The sequence below is a fragment of the Aureimonas sp. Leaf427 genome, from assembly GCF_001425485.1.
Taxonomy (GTDB): Bacteria; Pseudomonadota; Alphaproteobacteria; order Rhizobiales; family Rhizobiaceae; genus Plantimonas.
The window spans coordinates 431,205-455,415 of the sequence record NZ_LMQW01000012.1; the positions used below are offsets into that span (position 1 = coordinate 431,205).

General features: G+C 68.3%; 22 protein-coding genes and 3 pseudogenes. 1 reads left to right on the forward strand and 24 read right to left on the reverse strand.

Going from position 1 to position 24,211, the window contains the following annotated elements:
* Positions 1–36: 36 nt before the first annotated feature.
* From ASG62_RS10235 to ASG62_RS10250, 4 genes are all read right to left on the reverse strand, one after another.
* Positions 37–432 (reverse strand): putative quinol monooxygenase, encoded by a 396-nt coding sequence (locus ASG62_RS10235; RefSeq protein WP_056688778.1) that lies wholly within the window; start codon positions 430–432, stop codon positions 37–39.
* Between the two features lie 283 nt (positions 433–715).
* On the reverse strand, positions 716–2,842 hold the full coding sequence (pnp, locus tag ASG62_RS10240; RefSeq protein WP_056688781.1) for a polyribonucleotide nucleotidyltransferase: 2,127 nt from the start codon (positions 2,840–2,842) through the stop codon (positions 716–718).
* 419 nt (positions 2,843–3,261) lie between these two features.
* A complete protein-coding gene (rpsO, locus tag ASG62_RS10245; RefSeq protein WP_056688784.1) occupies positions 3,262–3,531 on the reverse strand; it encodes a 30S ribosomal protein S15 in 270 nt (89 codons plus the stop codon).
* 215 nt (positions 3,532–3,746) lie between these two features.
* Positions 3,747–3,995 carry a hypothetical protein gene (locus ASG62_RS10250; protein WP_056688787.1) on the reverse strand — a complete coding sequence of 83 codons (249 nt, stop codon included), beginning with the start codon at positions 3,993–3,995 and terminating at the stop codon, positions 3,747–3,749.
* A gap of 113 nt (positions 3,996–4,108) precedes the next feature.
* Here ASG62_RS10250 and ASG62_RS10255 point away from each other — a divergent pair, with 113 nt between their 5' ends.
* A complete protein-coding gene (locus ASG62_RS10255) occupies positions 4,109–4,996 on the forward strand; it encodes a LysR substrate-binding domain-containing protein (RefSeq protein WP_056688791.1) in 888 nt (295 codons plus the stop codon).
* 12 nt (positions 4,997–5,008) lie between these two features.
* On the opposite strand, the gene queF is transcribed toward ASG62_RS10255, so the two are convergent.
* The 20 genes and pseudogenes from queF to ASG62_RS10350 all read right to left on the reverse strand — a co-directional run bounded on the left by queF (position 5,009) and on the right by ASG62_RS10350 (position 24,177).
* Entirely contained in the window at positions 5,009–5,470 is a 462-nt protein-coding gene (gene queF, locus ASG62_RS10260) for a preQ(1) synthase (protein WP_056688794.1), read from the reverse strand.
* A gap of 59 nt (positions 5,471–5,529) precedes the next feature.
* A complete protein-coding gene (locus tag ASG62_RS10265; protein WP_056688797.1) occupies positions 5,530–5,802 on the reverse strand; it encodes a type II toxin-antitoxin system RelE family toxin in 273 nt (90 codons plus the stop codon).
* Positions 5,786–6,010 (reverse strand): hypothetical protein, encoded by a 225-nt coding sequence (locus ASG62_RS10270; protein ID WP_056688800.1) that lies wholly within the window; start codon positions 6,008–6,010, stop codon positions 5,786–5,788. Before ASG62_RS10270 ends, ASG62_RS10265 begins: the two co-directional genes overlap by 17 nt.
* A gap of 64 nt (positions 6,011–6,074) precedes the next feature.
* On the reverse strand, positions 6,075–7,058 hold the full coding sequence (gene truB / locus ASG62_RS10275; protein ID WP_056688803.1) for a tRNA pseudouridine(55) synthase TruB: 984 nt from the start codon (positions 7,056–7,058) through the stop codon (positions 6,075–6,077).
* A 1-nt stretch (position 7,059) separates the two neighbouring features.
* On the reverse strand, positions 7,060–7,518 hold the full coding sequence (locus ASG62_RS10280) for a hypothetical protein (protein ID WP_056688807.1): 459 nt from the start codon (positions 7,516–7,518) through the stop codon (positions 7,060–7,062).
* Positions 7,515–7,931 (reverse strand): 30S ribosome-binding factor RbfA, encoded by a 417-nt coding sequence (gene rbfA, locus ASG62_RS10285; protein ID WP_056688810.1) that lies wholly within the window; start codon positions 7,929–7,931, stop codon positions 7,515–7,517. Before rbfA ends, ASG62_RS10280 begins: the two co-directional genes overlap by 4 nt.
* A 153-nt stretch (positions 7,932–8,084) precedes the next feature.
* Positions 8,085–10,817, reverse strand: a pseudogene (gene infB, locus ASG62_RS10290) (translation initiation factor IF-2); the annotation flags it as partial.
* A 249-nt stretch (positions 10,818–11,066) separates the two neighbouring features.
* Positions 11,067–11,318 (reverse strand): annotated as a pseudogene (locus ASG62_RS28010) (translation initiation factor IF-2 associated domain-containing protein); the annotation flags it as partial.
* Positions 11,319–11,423: 105 nt separating this feature from the next.
* The gene (locus tag ASG62_RS10295) at positions 11,424–12,122 is read right to left on the reverse strand and encodes an RNA-binding protein (protein ID WP_056688816.1); all 699 of its coding nucleotides are present in this window, start codon (positions 12,120–12,122) and stop codon (positions 11,424–11,426) included.
* Positions 12,123–12,140: 18 nt separating this feature from the next.
* Positions 12,141–13,739, reverse strand: a complete 1,599-nt coding sequence (gene nusA, locus ASG62_RS10300; protein ID WP_056688821.1) for a transcription termination factor NusA — start codon at positions 13,737–13,739, stop codon at positions 12,141–12,143.
* Between the two features lie 126 nt (positions 13,740–13,865).
* Complete coding sequence (gene rimP, locus ASG62_RS10305) at positions 13,866–14,501, reverse strand: ribosome maturation factor RimP (RefSeq protein WP_056688824.1); 636 nt, start codon at positions 14,499–14,501, stop codon at positions 13,866–13,868.
* 274 nt (positions 14,502–14,775) lie between these two features.
* A complete protein-coding gene (gene trmB / locus ASG62_RS10310; RefSeq protein WP_156382048.1) occupies positions 14,776–15,489 on the reverse strand; it encodes a tRNA (guanine(46)-N(7))-methyltransferase TrmB in 714 nt (237 codons plus the stop codon).
* A gap of 158 nt (positions 15,490–15,647) precedes the next feature.
* Entirely contained in the window at positions 15,648–16,064 is a 417-nt protein-coding gene (locus ASG62_RS10315; RefSeq protein WP_056688827.1) for a helix-turn-helix domain-containing protein, read from the reverse strand.
* A gap of 146 nt (positions 16,065–16,210) precedes the next feature.
* On the reverse strand, positions 16,211–17,830 hold the full coding sequence (gene lnt / locus ASG62_RS10320) for an apolipoprotein N-acyltransferase (RefSeq protein ID WP_056688830.1): 1,620 nt from the start codon (positions 17,828–17,830) through the stop codon (positions 16,211–16,213).
* 287 nt (positions 17,831–18,117) lie between these two features.
* A complete protein-coding gene (locus ASG62_RS10325) occupies positions 18,118–19,116 on the reverse strand; it encodes a hemolysin family protein (protein ID WP_156382049.1) in 999 nt (332 codons plus the stop codon).
* 11 nt (positions 19,117–19,127) lie between these two features.
* The gene (ybeY, locus tag ASG62_RS10330; protein WP_056689405.1) at positions 19,128–19,649 is read right to left on the reverse strand and encodes an rRNA maturation RNase YbeY; all 522 of its coding nucleotides are present in this window, start codon (positions 19,647–19,649) and stop codon (positions 19,128–19,130) included.
* Positions 19,650–19,747: 98 nt separating this feature from the next.
* Positions 19,748–20,794: a PhoH family protein gene (locus tag ASG62_RS10335; protein ID WP_056688833.1), complete on the reverse strand. Its 1,047-nt coding sequence runs from the start codon at positions 20,792–20,794 to the stop codon at positions 19,748–19,750.
* 122 nt (positions 20,795–20,916) lie between these two features.
* Positions 20,917–22,356 (reverse strand): annotated as a pseudogene (gene miaB / locus ASG62_RS10340) (tRNA (N6-isopentenyl adenosine(37)-C2)-methylthiotransferase MiaB); the annotation flags it as partial.
* 419 nt (positions 22,357–22,775) lie between these two features.
* Positions 22,776–23,573: a lysophospholipid acyltransferase family protein gene (locus ASG62_RS10345; RefSeq protein ID WP_056688838.1), complete on the reverse strand. Its 798-nt coding sequence runs from the start codon at positions 23,571–23,573 to the stop codon at positions 22,776–22,778.
* A gap of 79 nt (positions 23,574–23,652) precedes the next feature.
* The gene (locus tag ASG62_RS10350; protein ID WP_056688841.1) at positions 23,653–24,177 is read right to left on the reverse strand and encodes a GNAT family N-acetyltransferase; all 525 of its coding nucleotides are present in this window, start codon (positions 24,175–24,177) and stop codon (positions 23,653–23,655) included.
* Positions 24,178–24,211: the final 34 nt, after the last annotated feature.

Consider the following 24,211-nt stretch of genomic DNA (forward strand, 5'->3'; position numbering starts at 1 on the left):
CAAAGGCAAGCGCCGCAACCCGGCTGCAACCGTTGGTCACAGGATTTCAGTGCGCTCGGGATAGATGACCTCGACCTTTTCCGAGACGATGAAGGGCTTTCCGGCCTGATGCCACGCCGCGACATGGGGCGTTGCGATATGGCGCCCGAGAAGCTCGCGGCTCTCCCATTCCTCGACGAAGACGACGTTCGTCTCGTCCATCGGGTCGATGAACATCTCGTAGCGAAGGCAGCCTTCCTCCTTGCGGGTCGCAAGAATGCAGGGCGTCGCGGCCGCGACGACGTCGGCGCCCGTGCCTGGCTTGATGCGGAGGGAGGCGATGAGATGCAGCATGTCGGCTTGTCCTTGATCGGTATCGGCCGGCTTCTCGCCGGTGCGGATGCAAATGTCCATGGAGAGGCGGACGGTCTTCACAGCGAACGGGTCGGGCAAAGCCGTCTTCGCCCCTGCGGGGAGAAGATGCCGGCAGGCAGATGAGGGGCATGCGGAAGGTGGATGGGAGGAGTGGGGCGCCGGACCGTGTGAGCGTTTCAAGCAGTGGCGCGAGGCCCCCTCATCCCCTGCCGGACCTTCTCCCCCCGGGGGAGAAGAACGATTGCCGGAGAGGCCGCCGTCCTTCGATCCTGCGGACACCCTTCGAACCTTCCCGACCGAATCAAAAAAGGCGCGCCCCTTTCGGAGCGCGCCTTTCGATGGTTGCGAAACGAGAGAGGCCTTAAGCGGCCTGCTCGCCGTCCTTGATCTCTTCGCCGGTCGCCTGGTCGACGACCTTCATGGAGAGGCGGACCTTGCCGCGCTCGTCGAAGCCCATGAGCTTGACCCAGACCTTCTGGCCTTCCTTGACGACGTCGGTCGTCTTGGAGACGCGCTCGGCGCCGAGCTGGCTGATGTGGACGAGACCGTCGCGCGAGCCGAAGAAGTTCACGAAGGCGCCGAACTCGACGCACTTGACGACCGTGCCCTCATAGACGACGCCGACTTCCGGCTCGGCCACGATGGAGTGGATCCACTTCTTGGCGGCCTCGATCTCCTTGGCCGAGGAAGAGGCGATCTTCACCGTGCCGTCGTCCTCGATATTGATCTTGGCGCCGGTCTTTTCCACGATCTCGCGGATGACCTTGCCGCCCGAGCCGATCACGTCGCGGATCTTGTCAGTCGGAACCATCATCACTTCGATGCGCGGCGCGAACTCGCCGAGCTCCGAACGGCTCTCGGAGAGGGCCTTCGACATCTCGTCGAGGATCGTCAGACGGCCGCCGCGCGCCTGGTCGAGGGCGACCTTCATGATCTCCTCGGTGATGCCCTGGATCTTGATGTCCATCTGCAGCGAGGTGATGCCCTCGGACGTGCCGGCGACCTTGAAGTCCATGTCGCCGAGGTGATCCTCGTCGCCGAGAATGTCGGAGAGGACCGCGAAGCGCTCGTTCTCCTTGATGAGGCCCATGGCGATGCCCGCGACCGGACGGCCGAGCGGGACGCCGGCATCCATCAGCGCCAGCGAGGTGCCGCAGACGGTGGCCATCGAAGAGGAGCCGTTGGACTCGGTGACCTCGGAGACGGCGCGGATCGTGTAGGGGAACTGCTCCTTGGCGGGCAGCATCGGACGGATCGCGCGCCAGGCGAGCTTGCCGTGGCCGATCTCGCGGCGGCCGGGCGAGCCCATGCGGCCGGTCTCGCCGACCGAATAGGGAGGAAAGTTGTAGTGAAGGAGGAAGGTCTCCTTGTAGGTGCCGGTCAGCGCGTCGACGAACTGCTCGTCCTCGCCGGTGCCGAGCGTGGCGACCACGAGGGCCTGCGTCTCGCCGCGCGTGAAGAGCGCGGAGCCGTGGGTGCGCGGCAGGATGCCGGCCTCGGCGACGATCTGGCGGACGGTCGAGAGGTCACGCCCGTCGATGCGGCTGCCGGTGTCGAGGATGTTCCAGCGCACGATCTTGGCCTGGAGTTCCTTGAAGACCGCGTTGACGACCTCCTTGGGTGCCTTCGGGTCCTGGCCCTCGGGCAGGAAGTGCGCGGTGACCTTGGCCTTCACCACGTCGACGGCGGCGTAGCGGGCCATCTTGTCGGTGTTCTTGTAGGCGGCGCGAAGCTCGCCCTCGACGAGGCCGAGCATCTCGGACTCGAGCGCGGACGTGTCGGCGACGGAGTGGTCGCGCGGCTCCTTGGCGGCGCTCTCGGCGAGCTTGATGATCGCGTCGATCACGGGCTGGAAGCCCTTGTGGCCGAACATGACGGCGCCGAGCATGATGTCCTCGGAGAGCTCGTGGGCCTCCGACTCGACCATGAGGACGGCGTCCTGCGTGCCGGCGACGACGAGGTCGAGCTCGGACTCCGGCATTTCGTCGACATGCGGGTTCAGCTTGTAGGCGCCGTTGATGTAGCCGACGCGCGCGCCGCCGATCGGGCCCATGAAGGGCACGCCGGAGAGCGTGAGGGCGGCCGAGGCGGCGACCATGGCCAGCACGTCCGGATCGTTCTCGAGGTCATGCTGCAGGACGGTGACGACGACCTGCGTGTCGTTCTTGTAGCCGGCGGCGAAGAGCGGGCGGATCGGACGGTCGATCAGGCGGGAGACGAGCGTCTCCTTCTCGGACGGACGGCCCTCGCGCTTGAAGAAGCCGCCGGGGATCTTGCCGGCCGCGAAGGTCTTTTCCTGGTAGTTGACGGTCAGCGGGAAGAAGTCGAAGCCGACCTTCGGCTTCTTTTCCGAGACGACGGTCGCGAGGACGCAGGTCTCGCCGTAGGTCGCCAGCACCGCGCCGTCGGCCTGACGCGCGATCTTGCCGGTCTCGAGGGTCAGCGGGCGGCCGGCCCACTCGATTTCGACCTTATGGGTTTTGAACATGGCATTTGCCTTTTCGTGATGCGCGGCCCCGGATCGGGATCGACCGGGCGGGCGCGCCGTTCGGATAATGTTCCGAAGGATCGCCATGCGATCCCGGACAGGAAGACGCGCTGAAGCGCTAAGGCGCCAGCACGGGTTCGAGAACTCGCGTCACGGGCAAGACGGCGGGAGGCTTCCGGAAGGAGCCGCACCCTTCGGGGCGCCGGCTCGGCACGATGTCTGTCCCTTTCGGCTCGAAGGCCGGCGAAGGGATCATGCCGGGGAAGCATCCGGCTATCCTGCCCCATGACAGGGTCTCGTCGATCGACAGGGGCGTCTCCGCCCCCGTGTCCTGTGATTCCGGCCGCGCCGGCCCCGAAGGGACGGGCGCGGCCGGAATCGTCTCGATCGGGCCCGCTCGAGGCAGGCCCGGAAACGGCTTAGCGGCGCAGGCCGAGACGCGCGACGAGCGCGGTGTAGCGGGGCTCTTCGACGCGCTTGAGGTAGTCGAGGAGGCTGCGGCGCGTGGAGACCATGGTCAGAAGGCCACGACGAGAGTGGTTGTCCTTCTTGTGGTCCTTGAAGTGGTCGGTCAGGTTGTTGATGCGCTCCGAGAGAAGCGCGACCTGAACTTCCGGCGAGCCGGTGTCGCCCGGCTTGACGGCGAATTCCTGGATGAGCTGCTGCTTGCGCTCTGCGGTGATCGACATCGAAATGTCCTTTCGGATGGAGAATCTGGGGTCGCCCGCGGCCGGGATGTCGTCCAGCCGGGGCCATGAATGCGAAGGTCGCCCCGAGGAGCGGCCATGAACGCATAGACGCGCCCTATAAAGGAGTTCGCGCGGAAAGGCCAGCGCAAGCCCTCTACAGGGTCCACGCCTCCAACGGGGGCGGCACGGCGACGGCAGGGAAGCCGAAGGGCTCCTCAGAGCTGCCAGCGGTCCCAGCCGCGATGGGGCTGGACCAGCGTTTCGTCGAGGAGGCGATGGGCCGTCGCGCGGTCGATGCCGATATCCTCCAAGAGATGATCGTCCCGCCGGTCCAGCAGGACCTCCAGCGAGGCGCGGGCCGCTTTGCGATGCTGGTGGCCGCGCCACAGGCCTCGCAGGCGTGCGGCGAGAGCGAAGCCGGCGGGGCCTGCGAGGGGCCGGGGGCGGGTGAGAAACAGCGACATGACGTGTCTCCGGGAAAAGGTGGTTTCCCATCCGTTCTCGATCCGCGAGAGCTATTTGACAAACGAGTTATCCGCGGGCCTATCATGAGGAATTCTCGTAACGGATCGGCCCGATGACGCTGCATCTCGACAGCGATCTCCTGCGCACCTTTCTCGCCGTCGCCGAGACCGGCAACCTGACGCGGGCCGGCGAGATCGTCGGGCGGACGCAGTCGGCCGTCAGCCTTCAGATCAAGCGGCTGGAGGAGGTCGTGGGGGCGACGCTCTTCGAGCGCGGGCCGCGCGGCGTCTCGCTGAACGAGACGGCGGTGCCGCTCGTCGCCCAGGCCCGGCGCATCGTCTCGCTTCTCGATGAGGCCTCCCTCAGCCTGAAAGGACCCGCGCTGGACGGCCCGGTGCGCATCGGCGTGCCCGAGGAGTACAGCCACACGATCCTGCCGCGCGCGCTCGGCGCCTTTTCCAAGCGGCATCCGCAGGTGGAAGTGACGGTTCGCCACGCGCGGTCCTCGGTCAACCGGGCCGCCATCGCCTCCGGCGCGATCGATCTGGCCGTCGTCTTCGAGGAGTCGGGAACGGGCACCGCCGAGTGGCTCGCGACCGATCCGACCGTCTGGGCCAGTTCGATCCTCCACGCCCCGCACGACATCCATCCCCTGCCCGTCACGGTCTGCGAGACCAGCGACTGGTGCCGGGCCGCGGCTCTGCGCTCGCTCGACGGGCTCGGGCGCCCCTATCGCATCGCCTATTCGGCGGATTCCAGCAGCGGAGTTCTGGCGGCGGCCGCGTCGGGCCTCGCGATCGCGCCGCTGACGCGCAGCCACGTTCCCGCCAGCTGCCGCGTGCTCGGGCCCGAGGACGGATTTCCCGTCATCGACGCATCGACGGTCGGCCTCCTGCGCAGCGCGGGGTCGAAGGGCGAGACGGTGTCCAGCATGGCGGAGGCGATCCGCGAGGCGTTCCGGGAGGCGTCGCTCCTGCCCGAGCCCGCCGGGACCGGCTGAGGCCGGGACGGTTCAGCCGCGCCCGCGATAGGTCGGCACGCCTTGGTCGGGCAGCCAGACGCCCTCGATCGGCGCGCCGGTCTGCCAGAAGACGTCGATCGGAATACCGCCGCGCGGATACCAGTAGCCGCCGATGCGCAGCCAGCGCGGATCGAGCAGCGCGGCAAGGCGACGGCCGATGCCGACCGTGCAGTCCTCGTGAAAGGCGCCGTGGTTGCGAAACGCGGTAAGATAAAGCTTCAGCGATTTCGACTCGACCAGCCAGTCGCCCGGCACGTAGTCGATCACGAGATGGGCGAAGTCGGGCTGACCCGTGACCGGGCAGAGCGAGGTGAACTCCGGCGCGGTGAAGCGCGCGAGATAGTTCGTGTCCGCATGCGGGTTCGGCACCCGCTCCAGCACCGCCTCTTCAGGCGAGGCCGCGATGCCGGCGGACTGGCCGAGCTGTGTGAGGGTGGAGGTGTCGGTGGTCATGATCTCGGATGATGGTTGAATCAACGGGGACCGACGAAGATCGTTGAGATATCGAGAGATCAACGCCTGTAGATTTCGCGCCGGTGACCGATGCGAAGAACGAGGACGCGAATGACGGCATCGTCGATCTGAACGACGATGCGATAATCCCCGACCCGGTATTTCCAGAAACCACCGAGCTTTGCGCCTTTCAGCGCTTCGCCGATGCTTCTCGGATCATCCAGCGGCGCCACACGGTCGTTGAGAAACCGAAGGACCCGTCGCTCAGCTTCGCTACCCAGGCCGTTCAGGTCCTTTTCGGCTTCGCGATCGATTTCAATCCGCCAGGCCATGCCGAGCCATCAAGTCCGCCAAGAGCACGGTTTCGCTCCGTCCCTCCTGTAGGTCCTGCAGTCGTCGCTCAGCCATTTCCGCGTCTTCGAGATCCTCAATATGCTCAAGGATGGCTTCGAGAGCATGCGACGTCGTCGTGCGACCCGTTCGACGCGCAAGCGCGTCGAGGCGAGTTTCAATTTCAGGGGGTATGGTCAAGGCCGGCATCGGTCGTCCTCCAGACGGTTCCCGACCTTAGCCGGAAACCGCGGGAGCGTCATCACTTCGCCGTTCAGCCCCGTCCGCCGAAGACGCGCTTTGGCTTGAAGGCGCCCTCTTCCACCGCGCCGAGCGCGATGAGGCGGCCCATGCCGGTGGCGTAGGCTTCCTCGCAGAAGGCTGGCGCGTCGCGGCCGCGCAGAAGAACCGGGTTGCCCGAGAGGACGCGGCCGGCCTGCTCGTCGGAAAGCTGGACCTCGTAGAGGTCGGAGAGCGCGATGGCGGCGTCGAGGATGTATTCGTCGAGCCCGGTGAAATCGACGACGCGCGGGCGCGCCCCGGCCTCGATCTCCTCGGGGGTCAGCGTCTCGCGGCCTTCCTCGGCCGCCGCCTCCAGATCCTCCAGCGTCACCATGTCGTCTTCGTCGAAGGCGCCGACGGCGGTCCGGCGGAGGTCGGTGATGTGGCCGAAGCAGCCGAGATCGCGGCCCATGTCGCGCGCGATGGCGCGCACATAGGTGCCCTTGCCGCATTCGGCCTCGAACACGGCCTCGTCCGCGCCGACCTGAAGCAGGTCGAGCCGGTGGATGACGACCTGGCGCGCGGCGATTTCGACCGTCTCGCCCTCGCGCGCGAGGTCGTAGGCCCGCTCGCCGTCGATCTTGATGGCGGAGAACTGCGGCGGGATCTGCATGATCTCGCCGACATAGTCCTCCATCGCGTCGCGGATCTCGCCTTCCGTCGGCCGGAGGTCGGAGGAGCGCACGACGGGACCTTCGGTGTCGTCGGTCGTCGTCTCTGCGCCCCAGCGAACGGTGAAGCGATAGACCTTCAGCCCGTCCATCACGAAGGGAACGGTCTTGGTCGCATCGCCGAGCGCGACAGGCAGCATGCCGGAGGCGAGCGGGTCCAGCGTGCCGGCATGGCCCGCCTTCTGCGCGAAATAGAGCCACTTGATCTTCGAGACGGCCTCGGTCGAGCCGAGACCTTTCGGCTTGTCGAGGATCACCCAGCCGGAGACCGCGCGGCCCTTCGGCTTCTTGCCACGTCGTGCCATGCTACTGGAGAACCTCTGGCGCCTTTTCCAGGAGATCGCCGGTCTTGGCGCGGCATTCGGCGGGAAGCTTCTGCTTCTTGCCGGTCTTCTGATAGCCGCGCTGCGTCATGCGCTCGGTCGCGATGCGGCCGGCGGTCGTGGTGGAGCCGTTATGGGCGCCGTAATCCTCGCCCATGGCGTCGGCCAGCATCGGATCGAGCGCGGCCATTGGGGCGACGCCGTTGCGGATGGCGTCTTCCATGGCCTTGCCGGCCTCGGCGGAGAAGGCGACTTCCGCGATCTTCTCGGAAATGGCGTCGGGCTTGCGGAGCGAACGGTCCAGCGAATAGGCGAGCCCGGACTCCTCGATCATGCGCACGAGCGCACGCGCCTCGTCGGAATCCATGGCACGGGCGTTCATGTACAGCTGGTGGCGCTCGCCGGGGGACTTCGCGCCCAGCTTCTCGTCGGTCCATTTCATGGCGTCTCGTCCTCTTTCTCGTCTCGTTCAAGGTCCTGGACGACCTCCGGGGAGCGCAGGAGCGCGTCGATCCGGGCGTAGTTGTCGAAGGACGTGTCTTTGCGGAAGCGCACTTCCGGCATGTATTTCATCTGTCGCAGCGCCGGCGTCAGCCGCCCGCGAATGAAGCGCGCATTGCGTTCGAGGGCGTCGACATAAGGGTCGACGTCGCTCTGCCCGAGCACCGTTATATAGGCAGTCGCCAGCTTCAGGTCATTGGCCATGCGGACTTCCGTCACGGAAATCACGGCCTTCTCGAGCAGCGGGTCGCGCACCTCGTCGCGCCCCAGGATCTCGGTCAAGGCCTTGCGCACCTTCTCTCCGATGGAGAGCTGGCGGTTGGTCGGTCCCCTCTCGGGTCGTTTGGAAGCCACTCGGGCAATCCTTCCTGGTGGGTCTCGGACCCCGTCCGGGCCCATCTCGAGGTGACGAAACCGACGAAATTCGGGTTCCGCCGATAAAGCGGCGGGGCCGGGAGAGCGTGTCTCCCGGCCCCGCGATCCGTCTTGCGACGCAGTAGGCCGCGTTTAGAGCGAACGCGCGACGTGTTCGACGCGGAAGCACTCGATGACGTCGCCGACGCGCATGTCCTCGTACTTCTCGAAGGCCATGCCGCATTCCTGGCCGCCCGGCACTTCGGACACTTCGTCCTTGAAGCGCTTGAGCGTCGAGAGCTTGCCCTCGTGGATGACGACGCCGTCGCGGATGAGGCGCACGCCCGCGCCGCGCTCGACCTTGCCTTCGGTGACGCGGCAACCCGCGACCTTGCCGACCTTGGTGATGTGGAAGACCTCGAGGATCTCCGCATTGCCGAGGAAGGTCTCGCGGCGCTCCGGCGAGAGAAGGCCGGACATGGCCTGCTTCACGTCGTCCACGAGGTCGTAGATGATGTTGTAGTAGCGGATCTCGATGCCGTTCTGCTCGGCCGCCTGACGCGCCTGGGAATTGGCGCGCACGTTGAAGCCGATGATCGCGGCATCCACCGCCGAGGCGAGCGTGATGTCGCTTTCGGTGATCGCGCCGGCACCCGAATGGATGATCCGCGCGCGCACCTCGTCGGTGCCGAGCTTGTCGAGGGCGGAGATGATCGCCTCGACCGAACCCTGCACGTCGCCCTTGATGAGGAGCGGGAACTCTTTCAGCCCCGTGTCCTGCAGCTGGCTCATCATCTGCTCGAGCGAGCCGCGCTGGCCGGCGGACTTGGCGACCGCCTTGTCGCGCGCCAGACGCTGGCGATACTCGGAGATTTCGCGCGCACGCGCCTCGTCCTCGACCACCGCGAAGCGGTCGCCGGCGGCCGGCGTGCCGGAGAGACCGAGCACCTCGACCGGGGTCGAGGGCGCCGCTTCCTTCAGCTGCTTGCCCTTGTCGTTGACGAGCGCGCGGACCTTGCCCCACACGTCGCCGGCGACCACGATGTCGCCGATGCGCAGCGTGCCGGCCTGGACAAGCACGGTCGCGACGGGGCCGCGGCCCTTGTCGAGCTCGGCCTCGATGACCACGCCCTCGGCGGTGCGCGTCGGATCGGCCTTCAGTTCCATCAGCTCGGCCTGCAGCTGGATGGCCTCCAGCAGCTTGTCGAGGTTGAGGCCGGTCTTGGCGGAGACCTCGACGTCGAGGACCTCGCCGCCCATGGATTCCACGAAGACCTCGTGCTGGAGGAGCTGCGTGCGGACCTTCTGGGGATCGGCCGACGGCTTGTCGATCTTGTTGATGGCGACGATGATCGGGACGCCCGCCGCCTTGGCATGGCTGATCGACTCGATCGTCTGCGGCATGACGCTGTCGTCGGCCGCAACCACCAGGATCGCGATATCCGTCGCCTGGGCGCCGCGGGCGCGCATCTGGGTGAAGGCGGCGTGGCCGGGCGTGTCGATGAAGGACATGACGTAGCCGTCATGCTCCACCTGATAGGCGCCGATGTGCTGCGTGATGCCGCCGGCCTCGCCGGAGACGACGTTGGTCTTGCGGATCGCGTCGAGCAGCGAGGTCTTGCCGTGATCGACGTGGCCCATGATCGTGACGACCGGGGGACGCGAGACCATCTTGGTGTCGTCGTCGGCGACGTTGAAGATGCCCTCTTCGATGTCGGACGCGGCGACGCGCTTGACGGTGTGGCCGAACTCGGAGGCGATCAGCTCGGCGAGATCGGTGTCGATCACGTCGCCGGGCTTCATCATCTGCCCCTGCGCCATCAGGAACTTGATGACGTCGACCGCGCGCTCGGACATGCGTCCGGCAAGCTCTTGAATGGTGATGGTCTCTGGAATGATCACTTCGCGTACGATCTTTTCGCGCTGCTGGTTCATCTGCGAGCGCTTGAACTTTTCCTGACGGCGACGCATCGACGACAGCGAGCGGGAGCGGGCTCCCTCCTCGCCGACGAGCGCCTTGTCGAGCGTCAGCTTGCCGCCGCGACGTCCGTCGTCGGCCTTGGCACGGGTCGGCTTGGCCGTCTCGACCTTGGCCGGACCACGGCGAACGCCCGCCGGACCCGTGCGGGCACGGCCGGCATCCTCGCTCTCGTCGTCGCGGCGAACGCCGCGCGAAACCTCGCCACGGGCCAGACGCGCTTCCGCGCTTTCCTCGCCCGTCGCTCCGGCCGGACGGCCGGCGGAGGCGGGACGCTTGGCGGCCTCCTCCTCGGCCTTGCGGCGAGCGGCGGCCTCGGCTTCGAGACGCGCGTTCTCCTCGGCCTGACGACGCTCGGATTCCTCGCGCTCCTGGCGGCGGCGGTCGTCATCGGCGATGCGGCGCGCTTCTTCCTGAAGGAAGAGACGACGATCCTCGGCCTCGCGCTGGCGAGCGAGCTCCAGCGCACGGCGCCGGGCGTCCATCTCGCGCGACGAGAGATCGTTCAGAACGGCGCCGCGCGGCTGGCGGGCGCCGGGAGCGGCGGCGGCCGGACGCGCACCGGGCTGGCCGGGACGCGGCGCCTGAGCCGGCTGGCCGGGACGACCGCCGGCCGGCGCCGCGCCGCGGGGCGGCTGGCCCTGGCCGGGCTGACCCGGACGCTGGGGCGCGGAACCCGGACGCTGACCTTGAACGGGCGCGCCGGCGGGGCGCTGGCCGACCGGGGCCGAAGGACGCGGACCGGCGGTCGGCGCCTGCGAAGCGGGCGTCGATGCCGCGGGGCGGGGAGCCGATGCAGGTGCGGCGGCGACAGGAGCCGAGGCGGCCGGGGCCGGAGCCGCGACGGGCTCGGCGGCGGGCGTCGCGGGTTCGGCCGGAGCCTTCGCCACGGCGGGAGCCTCGACAGGCGCCGGAGCCGGGGTCGGAGCGGGAGCCTCGACCTTGGCGACGGGCTCGGCGGGCTTGGCCGGTGCGGGTGCCTCGGGAGCCTTCGCCTCGACGGGTGCCGGAGCGGGTTCGGCGGCAGCGGGAGCCGGAGCCTTCGGAGCCTCGACCTTCGCCTCGGGCGCCTTCGCCTCCACGACCGGAGCGGGTGCTGCCGCCTCGACCGGAGCGGGAGCCGCAGCCTCGACCTGCGGGCGCGCGACGGCGGCCGGCTGGGCCGGGGCGGGAGCCGGTGCCGCCGGAGCAGGCGCGGCGGCGGGGGCCGCCGCCTGTGCGGGCGCGGCCTCCTTCTCGTCCGGCTTCACGATCCGGCGTTTCTTCGTCTCCACGAGCACGTTGTTCGTGCGCCCATGCGAGAAGCTCTGGCGCACCGTCGACTGCTCGACGCCACCACGCTTCAGGGTCAGGGTCTTCTTCGTGTTCACGCTCAGCGTCTTGTCGTCGCCGGACTTCGTGTCGCTCATTACCGCTTCCACTTCCTGCGCGGGGTCGATCCCGCGCCAAACATCCGTGCATCCGACATCCCCGGGGGATGCCGTCGTCTCAATCGCTGGCCCGTTTCGTCCGGCTCAAGTCTCTTGCGACTCACCGGCCATCGCCGTGGGGCGCTCGCCCCGGTAGTTCGATAGCGCTTCGAGGCGCTTCAGGAGCGCCGCGCCCGCCTCTCCGGCAAGGACGGCTGCATGTATCACATTTCCGCCCCCGAAGGCTAAACCCATTTCATCCACCGTAAAAAGGCGGAATGCGGGAACCTCGTCGGCCAGTCCCATCGCGACGGCCGCGCGTCTGGCCCCCGCGATCTTGCGTATGCCGTCCTCGGCACCGTCGAGCGCGTGGAGAACGGCCAAAGCCGCCCCGGACCGCGCCGCGGCATCGACCTTCGTCGCCCCGACCACGAGCTGGCCCGCCTTGCGGGTCATCCCGAAGAAGGTGAGGATCTGGCGCTTGAGCAGCTCGTCGACCTGATCGGCGAGACCCTCGGCTCCCTGAACCTCCATCTTCAGCGCCCGGCCAAAGAGCTTGCGTTTCACCGCCTGCTCGATGGTCGCGCGCCGCAATTCCACATGGGCTCCCCGTCCGGGAAGCCGTCGCTTCATATCGGCGACCAAGGTGCCGTCCGGTGCGGCGACGATGCGGATCAGCGCCTCCTGCTCGAAGGCCTTGCGGGAGACGATGCAGGTGCGGGGGTTCATGGCAGCCCCCACCAGCCCATCGTCGTCGTCGCCCGGCTCGGGGCCGGTCTCGTCGCGGATCTCAGCGTCGTTCATCCCTGCGGTTCCGGTCGATCAGACCGTCTCCGCCTCCTCGGTATCGTCCTCGGCGGGGCCCGCCAGCTCTTCTTCCGTCACCCAGCCGGCCTTGACGCGGGCCTGCATGATCATGCGCTCGGCATCGACGCGGCTGATCTCGAAGGCCGAAAGGGCGCCGGGGAACCGCTTGGTCTCGCCGTCCTTGCGCTCGGACCAGCCCGTGAGGTCGTCCGCGGCGCAGCCGGCGAAGTCTTCCATCGTCTTCACGCCGTCTTCGCCCAGAGCCACCAGCATCGGCGTCGTCAGGCCGTCGATCTCGCGAAGCTCGTCGGCGACGCCGAGGCTCTTGCGCTTGTCGTCGAACTCGGTCTCGCGGCGCTCCAGATACTCGGTCGCCCGGTTCTGGATCTCCTCGGCCGTGTCGGCGTCGAAGCCCTCGATCGCGGCGACTTCGTCGCGGTCGACATAGGCCACTTCCTCGACAGTCGCAAACCCTTCGGAGGCCAGGAGCTGGCCGACCATCTCGTCGACGTTCAGCGCGTTCATGAAGAGATCGGACCGCTCGGCGAATTCCTTCTGGCGGCGCTCGGACTCTTCCTGTTCGGTGAGAATGTCGATGTCCCAGCCGGTCAGTTGCGAGGCCAGGCGAACGTTCTGGCCGCGGCGACCGATCGCCAAGCTTAACTGGTCATCAGGCACCACGACTTCAATGCGTTCGGCATCCTCATCGAGCACGACCTTCGACACTTCGGCCGGCTGGAGCGCGTTGACGAGGAAGGAGGCCGCATCCGGCGACCAGGGAATGATGTCGATCTTCTCGCCCTGGAGCTCGGCGACGACCGCCTGGACTCGCGAGCCGCGCATGCCGACGCAGGCGCCGACCGGATCGACCGAGGAGTCCCGCGAAATCACGGCGATCTTGGCGCGCGAGCCCGGATCGCGGGCGACCGACTTGATTTCGATGATGCCGTCGTAGATTTCCGGCACTTCCATGGTGAAGAGCTTCGCCATGAACTGCGGATGGGTGCGCGACAGGAAGATCTGCGGGCCGCGCTGCTCGCGGCGCACGTCGTAGACGAAGGCCCGGACGCGGTCGCCATAGCGGAACAGCTCGCGCGGGATCTGCTCGTCGCGGCGGATGATGCCCTCGCCCTTGCCGAGATCGACGATCACGTTTCCGTATTCGACGCGCTTGACCGTGCCGTTGACGATCTCGCCGATGCGGTCCTTGTACTCGTCATACTGCTTGTCGCGCTCGGCCTCGCGGACCTTCTGCACGATGACCTGCTTGGCCGACTGGGCGGCGATGCGGCCGAAATCCATCGGGGGGAGCTGCTCGGCGATGAAGTCGCCCGGCTCGGCGTCGGGATTCTTGTCGCGGGCCAGCTCCAGATAGATCTGGGTGTTGGGGTCCTCGACCTCCTCGACGACTTCAAGCAGGCGCTGCAGCTTCATTTCGCCGGTGCGCGTGTTGATGTCGACGCGGATGTTGGTCTCCTGGCCGTAGCGCGAACGCGCGGCCTTCTGGATCGCATCGGCCATCGCCTCGATGACGATCTCGCGATCGATCGACTTCTCGCGCGCGACGGCATCCGCGATCTGCAGAAGCTCGAGCCTGTTCGCACTGACTGCCATCTCAGTCTCTCCTCGTCCGTCTCCGCACCAAGGCGGTCACTGTCCGCCGGGGTGCCGGTCCCTGTCCGTCGCGCCGCCCGCCCGTTCGAACGGGATGGCGCATCCGGGATCTGTCCTTAGCCGTCGTCAGGCCTCCGGAGTCCCGTCCGGATCGTCGTTGTCGTTGTCGCCGAGCCCCTTGCGGGCGGCCTTGTCGGCCTTCAGCGCCGCGTCGATCAGCTCGTCGGTGAGGACGAGCCGCGCATCGGCGATGGCATCGAAGGGGATCGAGACGATGGCGTCCTCGCCCGGCTGGATCTCGGAGCGCTCCAGGCGCACGCCGTCCGCCTCGACCTCGACGACCTTGCCGCGAAAGCGCTTGCGCCCTTCCACGACGCGGGTCGCCTCGAGCTTCAGGAGATGGTGGCTCCAGGCCTCGAAATCGCTGCGCCGCACGAGCGGGCGGTCGATGCCGGGCGAGGAGACCTCCAGATGATATTCGCGGTCGATCGGGTCTTCCATGTCGAGAACCGGGGACACGGCGCGGCTGATCGCCTCGCAATCTTCCACCGACATAGTGCCGTCCGGCCGTTCGGCCATGATCTGGAGCGTCATGCCGTTCATCTGCGACAGGCGCACCCGAACGAGGCGATAGTCGAGCTGCTCGACCACGGGCTCCACGATGGCGGCGATGCGCGCCTCGAGTCCGTCCTCGGTGATGATGCGCCGATCGTTCGCAGAGGGCTGGCCCTCGAAGGTCTCGGCGGTCGTGTCGTCGTTCACGCAGGCTCCGGCATCATCGGCCGGACGCGGGGCTTTCCCGAATCGCGCGGCCTCGATTGAGCGAGTCCCCCCGCCGTCCCGCGCGGTCGCGGTGGGCCAAGGTCTTCGTCGCCTCCTCCGCCGGCCCGGAACCGCGATCCGCTCGAGAAGCAGACCCCCGGTAACAAAAAAGAGCGGGACCGGCAGGACCCACTCTCACGACCGCATCGAAGAGACTTTCAACGGCTCTATAGGCGAGAAACGCTCCCGCATCAACCCTTGTCTTGAAAGCCGGTCAGAGGCGCTCGAAGGTGAGATAGGCGGGCCGCCGCCCCTCGCGCAGAGCCTTGGCCTCGTAGCGCGTGCCCGGCCAGCCCTCGTAGGGCGTGTGCCAGTCGGCCGCGCTCGCCGCCCGCCATTCGAAGCCCGGATGGCGGCGGATGTGGAGAAACGTCCAGTTGACGTAGGTGTCGATGTCGGAGGCGAAGCGGAAAAGCGCGCCGGGCTTCAGGACGCGGGCCAGGCGATCGAGATTGGCCGGCCCGACGAAGCGGCGCTTCCAGTGTTTGAACTTCGGCCAGGGGTCGGGATAGAGGAGATCGACGCCGTCGAGCGAGGCCTCCGGCAGCCAGTCGAGAAGGCGCGTCGCGTCGTCGCCATAGAGGCGGATCGCCGGGCGCGGCGCCTCGTTGAGGACCATCAGGAGCTTGGCCATTCCGTTGACGAAGGGTTCGGCGCCGATGAAGCCGGTGTCGGGATGCCGGTCCACCATCGAGATCAGATGCTCGCCGCCGCCGAACCCGATCTCCAGCCGAATCGCCGAGACGGGAACCGGAAAGAGCTCGGCGAGATCGGCCGGCGCGGGAGAGGAGAGATCGACGCCGAGCCGGGGCAGAAGCTCCCGCATCAGCTCCTCCTGGCGCGGGCGCAGGCGCTTGCCCTTCACGCGGCCGAAGAAGGCCTCGCGCAGCCGGGTCTTCTGGTCCTCACCCTCAATCCGCGGCGGCATCGCGTTCAGGCCTTGGACGGGATGGCGGTGCGAAGGGCGGGGCGCTGGGTCATGACAGGGGTTCCGGCTGGGCTGGCACGAGCCGTCCGCCCGCCGGGGGGCCATGGCAGAGCCCGTGCGCCAGCGTCAAGCGCAAAGCACGGAGGTCGCGCGACGTCTCACTCGACCGGTTCGGAATCCTCGCCGAGCGAGCGGACGAGATCGATGATGCGCCGGCGGACCTTCGGATCGCGGACGCGCACGAAGGCCCGGTTCAGCTGCAGCCCTTCCGGCGTCGAAAGGAAGTCGACCACGTAGTCGGAGCCCGTCTCCTCGAAGCCCGAAGGCTGGGCGACGCCGCCGGGCGCATCCTCGAAGAGGAAGGAGACGGGGACGTTCAGGACTTCCGATATGCGCTGGAGCCGACTCGCGCCGATGCGGTTGGAGCCCTTCTCGTACTTCTGGATCTGCTGGAAGGTGATGCCGAGGGCCTCGCCGAGCTTTTCCTGGCTGAGGCCGAGCATGGTCCGCCGCAATCGGACGCGCGATCCCACATGGATGTCCACCGGGTTCGGCTTCTTCTTGCTCTCGAGCATGGACTCAAAACCTCACGAAATCATCGATGCGGCCACAGGGACCGGCCAGTGCGGGAACGCGACTCATACCCGACACGCAGCGCAAGCAGACAACGACCGGATTGTCCATCGATTGGCTGGCTATGAAGTTGTATCGCGTTGGAAATTCACACTGTCAATCGCTCATTTCTCCACTCAAACCAACGCAAACCCACACAAACCATCAAGACGGCGGCCCAGCCTATCCAAAACGGCCTATTTTCATAGATGGCAAAATGGGTTGATGGCGAACGAACCGTAAGCTCGGAGGTCACGATGCCGGTCGATCCCAGCGCCAGCGCCTCGCGGGTGCGCCCATAGGCATCGGTCACAACCGAAATCCCCGTATTGGCGGCGCGCACGAGCGGAAGGCCAAGCGCGACCGCCGTCAGCTCGGCCTGCCGCAGATGCTGGTAGGGGCCGGGCGTGCGGCCGTACCACGCATCGTTGGTGACGTTCACGATGGCGCCCGCGCGCGCGACGAGGGAGCGGTCGACCTCGTCCTGGAAGATGATCTCGTAGCAGATGAGCGGCAGGACCACGGGCCAGCCGACGATCTCCAGCGCCCGCGGCCGGGCCCCCGCGGAGAAGCCGCCGGGTAGATCCGTCAGCTGCCGGATGCCGGAGGCTTCGAGCGTCTCCTGGAAGGGCAGATATTCGCCGAAGGGAACGAGATGCACCTTGTCGGCGGCATCGAGGATCTGCCCCTCGCCGTCGATCGCCAGGACGGAATTGTAGTAGCGGGGCTCCTGGCTCTCCCCCGCCGGCTCGACGCGCACGGCGCCGGCCAGCAGAAGCTCGTTCGGCTGGAGAACCTCCGCGATGCGGGCGAGAGCGTCGGGACGTTCGGTGAGGAGGAAGGGCAGCGAGGATTCCGGCCAGAGAACGATCGTCTTCGCATCCGGGTTCGCGGGCGCGCCGTCCGGCGGCGCGGGGCGCTGACCTGTCAGCTCGATCAGCCGGTCGAAGATTCGCTCGGCCTCTGCCGCGTCCCATTTCTGGCTCTGGAGAATGTTGGGCTGGACGATGCGCAGCGCGACGCCGGCATCGCCCGGCTCGGCCGCCGCGAGGCGCACGAGGCCGTAGCCGACATGGGCGAGGACGAGAAGCCCCGCGACGGCGAGGCCGGCCGGCCGGGGGCGCGGATCGAGGAGCAGCGCTGGCGCGGCGAAGACGTAGACGGCGGCGAGCGTCAGCCCGTGCAGCCCGACCTCGGCGAGCGACTGCATGAGCAGCGGCACGGGCGCGGCGATGATGCCGATCTCGTTCCAGGAAAAGCCCGTGAAGAGCCGGCCGCGCAGCACTTCGAAGAGCGCGAAGCTTGCCGCCAGCGCCAGGATGCGCCCCGTTCCCTCGCTCCAGAGAAGGCGCGCGGCGGCGGCGGCGGCGGCGAAGAAGAGGGCGAGGATCGCGGGAAGGCCGAGAACGGCGAAGGGCAGCGCCCAGATGAACTCGTCCCCGTCGACCAGCATGGCGGCGCCGAGCCACCAGAGCCCGGCCACGAAATAGCCGAAGCCGAAGAACCAGCCGATGCGGAAGGCGGGGCCGAGCCGGCGGATGACGCCATGGCCCGGCACGCCGGCCGCTCCGTCGAGAAGAAGGACGAGGATGGGAAAGCCGACGAAGCCGGCCAGCGGCAGGTTGAAGGGCGGCAGGCCCAGCACCAGGACGGCGCCGGCGAAGAAAGCGAGGAGAGCTCGCCGCCAACCGTCGGCCAGAACCATGGACGCGGCCAGATTGCGCAGCATGCGGCGGGGTTCTCCTGACGGCTCGTCGACGCGCTCGGGGCGCCCGCTCCGAAAGGGCGGGAGCCGGCCCCGACTTCCCATACAATCGGGGCGGCGAGGTCAAGGGGGATCGTCGTCCCGGCGGCGAGGACCGCGCCTCGATTCGCAATTTCGCACCGACGGTGCCGGCAGCCTTGCAACGGCGCTGCCGTTCAGGCGCCGCCGCCCCGCCGGATCGTCAGGTCATGCGCAGAGGCGCCGTTCCCTTCATCGTCAGGCGAGGCGCAGGCGCGCCGCTCCCCTCATCGTCAGGCGAGGCGCAGGCGCGCCTCGGCCGCGCTCCGGCGCTCGATGGAGACGCGCCGCACGCGCCGCGGATCGGCGTCGAGCACTTCGAAGACGAAACCCGGAACCGGCTCGAAGCGCTCGCCCTTGGCCGGCACGCGGCCGAGAACATGGAAGAGCAGGCCGCCGATCGTCTCGGCCTCGCCTTCGTGCGGCGTGACGTCGAAATCCGGCCCGAGATGGCGGCGCATGTCGGAAAGTTCGGCCCGCGCCTCCACGACATAGGCGCCGTCGCCGCGCTCCACGATCAGCGCCTCTTCCGCATCGTGCTCGTCCTCGATGTCGCCGAAGACGACCTCGATCACGTCCTCCAGCGAGACGAGACCGTCGGTGCCGCCATATTCGTCGATGACGAGCGCCATCTGCGTGCGCGTCGCCTGCATCTTCGCCATGAGGTTGGAGGCGGGCATGGCGGGCGGCACGTAGAGAACCTTGCGCATGATGTCGAGCTCGCCCACGGGACGCGCGAGATCGATGCGCATGAGATCGAAGCCACCTTCCGCCGCGCCGAGCGCGGTCCGCGTGATGTGGCCGACGACGTCGCGGATGTGGATCATGCCGATCGGGTCGTCGAGCGTCTCGGTATAGACGGGCATGCGGGAATGGCCGCATTCCTCGAAGGCGCGCATGGCGTCCGACAGGGTCGTGTCCGCCGAGATCGCGTCGATATCGGCGCGCGGCACCATGACGTCCTCGACGCGCAGGTCCCGCAGCTTCAGGAGGTTCTTCAGCATCGCCCGCTCTTCGGGGGCGAAGGTGCCGGCATCGCCCTCCGCGAGGAAAGCGTCGAGCAGGTCGGCGCGCGTATAGGCGGGCTCACGGGGCTTGGCGCGTCCGAAGACGTTGGCCAGAAATCCCCAGCGCTCTCCGGCCGCCGGGTCGCGGGTACTTCGGTCCTCGAAAGGTCCGGCGTCGCCGTTCGACAGGCTGTCTCCGGCGGTATCGGCAGGATGGTCGCTCATCAGGGCGGCGTTCAACTCCTCTCTGGGTCCAGGCCTTCGCCGTCGTCCGGCGGCAGGGCATAGGGATCGGTGATGCCGAGCCCCTTCAGGATGTCGATCTCCAGCGCCTCCATGCGCTCGGCCGCCTCCGCCTCGACATGGTCGTAGCCGAGACAGTGGAGCGTGCCGTGGACGAGGAGATGGACGAGATGATGGGCCGGCGCCTTGTCCTCGGACGCCGCCTCGGCCTCGACCACGCCGCGCGCCAGAACGAGATCGCCGAGCATCGGCCCTGGCTCCTCGCCCTCCTCCAGCTCTTCCAGCGGAAAGGACAGGACGTTGGTCGGCTTGTCCTTGCCGCGCCATTCGGCGTTGAGGGCGCGGACCTCGTCATTGCCGGTCAGCGTGACCCCGAGTTCGGTCTCGACGTCACGCGGGATGTTGCCGCCCGCGAGGGCGGCCTCGACGGCGCCGCGCACGAGGCGCTCCAGCGCCGCCTCGTCAGGCGCGAAGGCCGCGCCGATCCAGCCCTCGTCCTCGATGCCGAGCGCGATCTCGAGGCCGGCGAAGGCGCGCCCGTGCCCCGCGTCGAGAGGCCCCGCGTCGAGAGACCCGCCCTCGATGGACACGGCCTGAAGAGGCGCGGCCCGGCTCACGATCGCTCGCCCGGCAGGACGGGCACACGGTGCTTGTCCGCATCGGCCTCGTAGGCTTCGACGATCGCCTGGACGAGATGGTGGCGCACGACGTCCTTGGCCTCGAAGCGCACGGTCACGACGTTCGGCACGCCGTCGAGCACGCGCAGCGCCTCCACGAGGCCGGACTTCTGGCCGGGCGGCAGGTCGATCTGCGAGGGATCGCCGGTGACGACCATGCGCGCGTTCTCGCCGAGGCGCGTCAGGAACATCTTCATCTGCATGGAGGTCGTGTTCTGCGCCTCGTCGAGGATGACGCAGCAATTGGCGAGCGTTCGCCCGCGCATGAAGGCAAGCGGAGCGACCTCGATCGCGCCGGCGGCGAGCGCCCGCTCGACCTTCTCGGCCGGGATCATGTCGTAGAGCGCGTCGTAGAGCGGGCGGAGATAGGGATCGACCTTCTCCTTCAGGTCGCCGGGCAAGAAGCCCAGGCGCTCGCCCGCCTCGACGGCGGGGCGCGACAGGACGATGCGGTCGACCTGACCGCGCTCCAGCAGCATCGCGGCATGGGCGACGGCCAGATAGGTCTTGCCCGTGCCGGCCGGCCCGATGCCGAGCACCAACTCGGCGCGGTCGAGCGCGCGCATGTAGGCGTCCTGCGTGGAGGTGCGCGCGTGGATGGTCTTCTTGCGCGTCGAAATCTGCGCCAGCGACATGCGGCCCTTCTTCTCAAGCGTGGGCAGGACGAGCTGGGCATCCTCGGCGATGGCCATGCGCACGGCGCCGTCGACATCGGAGGGCTGAAGCTCGGCGCCGGCCTGGAGCCGGCCGTAGAGATAGTCGAGCGCCCGGCGCGCCTGCTCGCAGGCGACCGCGTCGCCGCGGATCTCGACCTTGTTGCCGCGCGTCCTCGCATCGACTTCGAGCTTCTGCTCGATCCGGGCGAGATTCTCGTCGAACTGGCCGAAGAGAGCGCCCGCCAGCCGATTGTCCTCGAAGGTGAGGACGATGTGCGCCATGTCGGAGGCACCGGACTGGGGCACCGCGCCGCGGGCTGCCTTCATGCACGTCTCCTCATGGGTCCGGCGTCCGGCCCGCCATCGGGCCTGGGACGGCGAGAGTGTGGGCGCTCGAGCTTGATCGGAGCGGGCTCCGCGATCGGCAAACGCCGGGAGCCCTCTTCGGGCTCCGCGCCTTCGGCAAAGAGCGAATTGGCCACGATGCCCGCCATGCGCACGGACACGACGTCGCCGATCGCGCCGGCGGAAACCGGCAGGAGCACGGGCTGGAGATAGGGCGAGCGGCCGACCAGCTGGTTGTCGTAGCGGCCGGGCTTCTCGATCAGGACCTCGATCTCGCGGCCGACGAGCGAGGCGGTGAAGGCCGCCGTCTGGTCGCGAAGCAGCGCCTGCAGGCGCTCCAGGCGCTCGGCCATGACGGCTTCGGGAACGTGATCGGGCAGCGACGCGCCGGGCGTGCCCGGCCGGGCGGAGTATTTGAACGAGAAGGCGGAGGCGTAGCCGACGGAGCGCACCAGCTCCATCGTCGCTTCGAAATCGGCCTCCGTCTCGCCGGGGAAGCCGACGATGAAATCGCCGGACAGCGCGATATCGGGCCGCGCGGCGCGGATGCGGTCGAGAAGCTTCAGATAGTCCGCCGCCGTGTGGCGTCGGTTCATCGCCTTCAGGATGCGGTCGGAGCCGGATTGAACGGGCAGATGCAGGTAGGGCATCAGCGAGCGCATGTCGGCGTGGGCGGCGATGAGGTCGTCGTCCATGTCGCGGGGATGGGAGGTCGTGTAGCGCAGGCGCGCGACGCCGGGCACCTCGGACAGCGCGCGAAGGAGACCGCCGAGACCGCCGGGCCGGCCGGCCATCTCGCCGCTCCAGGCCCCGTTCCAGGCGTTGACGTTCTGCCCGAGCAGCGTGATCTCGCGAACGCCGGCATCGGCCAGCCGCCGCGCCTCGGCGAGGATCATGTCGGCGGGGCGCGAGACTTCGGAGCCGCGCGTATAGGGCACGACGCAGAAGGTGCAGAACTTGTCGCAGCCCTCCTGAACGGTGAGGAAGGCCGTGACGCCGCGTCGCGCGATCTCGCGCGGGCGCTGGTCGGGCAGATGCCGGAACTTGTCCTCCACCGCATAGTCGGTGTCGAGCACGCGCTCGCCGGCCTTCACGCGGGCCAGCGCCTGCGGCAGCCGGTGATAGGTCTGCGGGCCGATGACGAGATCGACGACCTTGGCGCGGTCGAGGATTTCCTGGCCCTCCGCCTGCGCCACGCAGCCGGCGACCGCGACGCTCATCGTCGCGCCCGCGGCCTCGCGCTCGGCCTTCAAAAGGCGGATGCGCCCGAGCTCGGAATAGACCTTCTCGGCCGCGCGCTCGCGAATGTGGCAGGTGTTGAGGAGGACGAGGTCGGCCTCCTCGATCGTCTCGGTCGGCTCGTAGCCGTCGCGCGCGAGGGCGTCGCCCATCCGCTGCGAATCGTAGACGTTCATCTGGCAGCCATAGGTCTTGATGAAGACCTTGCGCTGCGGCGCATCCTGCGGGCTCCGATCCGACGGGCGCGGGACGACCGGGGTCTCCGCACGCTGATCTGGCGCCGCTTCTTCTCGTCTAACGTCCATGCGCTCTTCTGAAATCGCCCTGAGAGCCCTGGGCCGGCCCCTTGCAAGGCCGGCGGGTCAGGCGCTCCTAAACTTTATCCTCCCATATCGTGCCCGCAGCGTCGAGACGCAATCGCCGATCTAGAGGCTGTTATGAACCTTGGACAGGTGTTGTGCCGCTTGTGTTGGGTCGCGGGGTAGGAGCCTGATGCAGCCGGTAGCGCGGCTACTGGCAAAGAGGGCGACGCACATCCGCGACCCAACACGACCGGCCCTTCGGGTCGTGTGAGCGACGTCATCCGGGGCGTCGGCCAGAACAGACAAGACGGACAGTCTTGCCTGTTCCACCCTCCTACCGGCCTGAACGTCGCTGACACGACACAACACCTGTCCAAGGTTCATAACAGCCTCTAGGCCCATCGCGCGCGGATCGTCGCTCCTCACGATCCGGCGCGTCCGGCAAGGCTCTCGGCCAGAAGGCGGCGCACCTCGGCCTCCGTCCGGCGGCCGACCGTCTTGCGGTCGCTCGCGGCGGAGAAGGCGATCGGCTCGCCGAAGGACACCTCGACGTCGATCGCGCCCTCCTTCAGGAAGGCGAGGAGATGGGGCCCGAGCGTGACGTCGCCCGGCCAGGCCGCGAGCGGGCGGAAGTAGCGGCCCATGGGCATGCCGTGCAGCCGCGTATAGGCGACCGCCACGGGCTGGACCGCCACTTCGGCGGCGCCGGAGCGGCGGATCGCGGCCTGCGCGGCGCCGAAGAGCGCGGTCTTGAAGGGCAGGAGCCCGTTGCCGTCGGAGGTGGTCCCCTCCGCGAAGAGCACCATGGCGTCGCCCTCCGACAGGCGCTCGGCGATGGCGTCGGCCTGTTCGGCGGTGCGCCCGCGCTCCTCGCGCGCCACGAAGACGGTGCGCTGGAGAACGGCGAGCCAGCCGAAGACCGGCCAGGACCGCACCTCGGCCTTGGCGATGAAGGAGACTTCCGCGACCTGCCCGAGCGCCAGGATATCGGCCCAGGACTGGTGATTGGCGACGAGGAGAAGCGGGCGCGCGGCACAGGGCACGCCGCGCGTGACGACGCGAAGCCCGATCAGCCGGCAGGCCAGGCGATGCCAGAGGATCGGCAAACGCCGGGCCAGCCGCCAGCGGCAGCGCAGCGCCAGGATCTGGAGCGGCGCCAGAACGAGGGAGACGAGCGCGAGCGCAAGCGCGACGCAGACGATGCGGGTCCAGGCGATCAAGAGCGGCCCGCGCCTTTCCGGACGATGTCACGCCGCCGCATCGAGGCTCCCGAGCGGGTCGATCCCGCCGACCGGCGCTCTAGCGCAGGGTCCGCTTGAGGACAAGCGCGCTCGTGTGGCGCCCCTCGGCATCGGCATAATAGGCGGGCCGACGGCCGACCTCGGCAAAGCGCAGGCGCCGGTAGAGCGCGAGCGCGGGCGCGTTCTCCTCGTCGACCTCCAGGAAGAGCGTGGCGACGCGGTCGGCATGCAGCCGCTGCAGAACGCTGTCCATCAGGAGCCGCCCGATGCCCTGGCCGCGCGCCTGCCGCGAGACGGTGATGGTGAGGATTTCCGCCTCGTCGGCGGCGCTTCGCACGACGACGACGCCGAGCGGCGCGGAGGCCGCCGCGCCGACGCGCCGCGCGACGAAGCCGAAGGTTCCGGGCTGCGAGAGGAGCGAGGCGAACTCGTCGCCCGACCAGGGGCGGGCGAAGGCGTCGCTGTGGAGAGCGGCTGCGAAATCGAGGTCGTCGGGGCCGAGCTCGGTCGCCACCGGCGGACCACCGTTGACGAGACTGTCCCAGAAGGACACCGACCAAACGAACGGCAGAACCCAATACATTGCCAGCCCCTCCCCGATCGGCCTCGCCGATCCG

Coding starts and splice junctions, on each gene's coding strand:
- pnp (WP_056688781.1), bottom strand. CDS start 2,842: ATGTTCAAAACCCATAAGGTCGAAATCGAGTGGGCCGGCCGCCCGCTG.
- rpsO (WP_056688784.1), bottom strand. CDS start 3,531: ATGTCGATCACCGCAGAGCGCAAGCAGCAGCTCATCCAGGAATTCGCC.
- ASG62_RS10250 (WP_056688787.1), bottom strand. CDS start 3,995: ATGTCGCTGTTTCTCACCCGCCCCCGGCCCCTCGCAGGCCCCGCCGGC.
- ASG62_RS10255 (WP_056688791.1), top strand. CDS start 4,109: ATGACGCTGCATCTCGACAGCGATCTCCTGCGCACCTTTCTCGCCGTC.
- queF (WP_056688794.1), bottom strand. CDS start 5,470: ATGACCACCGACACCTCCACCCTCACACAGCTCGGCCAGTCCGCCGGC.
- ASG62_RS10265 (WP_056688797.1), bottom strand. CDS start 5,802: ATGGCCTGGCGGATTGAAATCGATCGCGAAGCCGAAAAGGACCTGAAC.
- ASG62_RS10270 (WP_056688800.1), bottom strand. CDS start 6,010: ATGCCGGCCTTGACCATACCCCCTGAAATTGAAACTCGCCTCGACGCG.
- truB (WP_056688803.1), bottom strand. CDS start 7,058: ATGGCACGACGTGGCAAGAAGCCGAAGGGCCGCGCGGTCTCCGGCTGG.
- ASG62_RS10280 (WP_056688807.1), bottom strand. CDS start 7,518: ATGAAATGGACCGACGAGAAGCTGGGCGCGAAGTCCCCCGGCGAGCGC.
- ASG62_RS10295 (WP_056688816.1), bottom strand. CDS start 12,122: ATGAACGACGCTGAGATCCGCGACGAGACCGGCCCCGAGCCGGGCGAC.
- nusA (WP_056688821.1), bottom strand. CDS start 13,739: ATGGCAGTCAGTGCGAACAGGCTCGAGCTTCTGCAGATCGCGGATGCC.
- trmB (WP_156382048.1), bottom strand. CDS start 15,489: ATGCCGCCGCGGATTGAGGGTGAGGACCAGAAGACCCGGCTGCGCGAG.
- ASG62_RS10315 (WP_056688827.1), bottom strand. CDS start 16,064: ATGCTCGAGAGCAAGAAGAAGCCGAACCCGGTGGACATCCATGTGGGA.
- lnt (WP_056688830.1), bottom strand. CDS start 17,830: ATGCTGCGCAATCTGGCCGCGTCCATGGTTCTGGCCGACGGTTGGCGG.
- ASG62_RS10325 (WP_156382049.1), bottom strand. CDS start 19,116: ATGAGCGACCATCCTGCCGATACCGCCGGAGACAGCCTGTCGAACGGC.
- ASG62_RS10335 (WP_056688833.1), bottom strand. CDS start 20,794: ATGAAGGCAGCCCGCGGCGCGGTGCCCCAGTCCGGTGCCTCCGACATG.
- ASG62_RS10350 (WP_056688841.1), bottom strand. CDS start 24,177: ATGTATTGGGTTCTGCCGTTCGTTTGGTCGGTGTCCTTCTGGGACAGT.